Raw genomic sequence first — 349 nt, forward strand, 5'->3', positions numbered from 1 at the left:
CGCAGCGCGGCCTCTTCCTCGCCGGTGACGACGTCTCCTGGACGGCGGGCTTCGCCGAGGGCGCCGTGACGACCGGCCTGAACGCCCTCTGGGGCGTCCAGCGTCATCTCGGCGGCGCCACCATGCCGTTGAACCCGGGCCCACCTGTTCACGGAGCTCGCGCCGGTCGAACTGCCCGAGGACTGAGTACACGAGGACTGAGTACACGCGCGGCACGAAAGGGCCCCGGAGCGGTGAATCGCTCCGGGGCCCTTTTCGGCGTGCACGGCTGTGGGGCTCTGGGCGGCTGTGCGGCCGCCCAGAGCCCCACAGCCGCGCGCTCAGGCTTGGGCGCCGCAGGAAACCCGCG

At 72.8% G+C, this 349-nt stretch carries 1 pseudogene; it reads left to right on the top strand.

Features of this window, described 5'->3' with window-relative positions:
• Window positions 1–186, top strand: a pseudogene (locus tag STRAU_RS43605) (amine oxidase); the annotation flags it as partial.
• Window positions 187–349 lie beyond the last annotated feature (163 nt).

Origin of the sequence: Streptomyces aurantiacus JA 4570 (genome assembly GCF_000414115.1) — a bacterium.
Classification (GTDB): Bacteria; Actinomycetota; Actinomycetes; order Streptomycetales; family Streptomycetaceae; genus Streptomyces; species Streptomyces aurantiacus_A.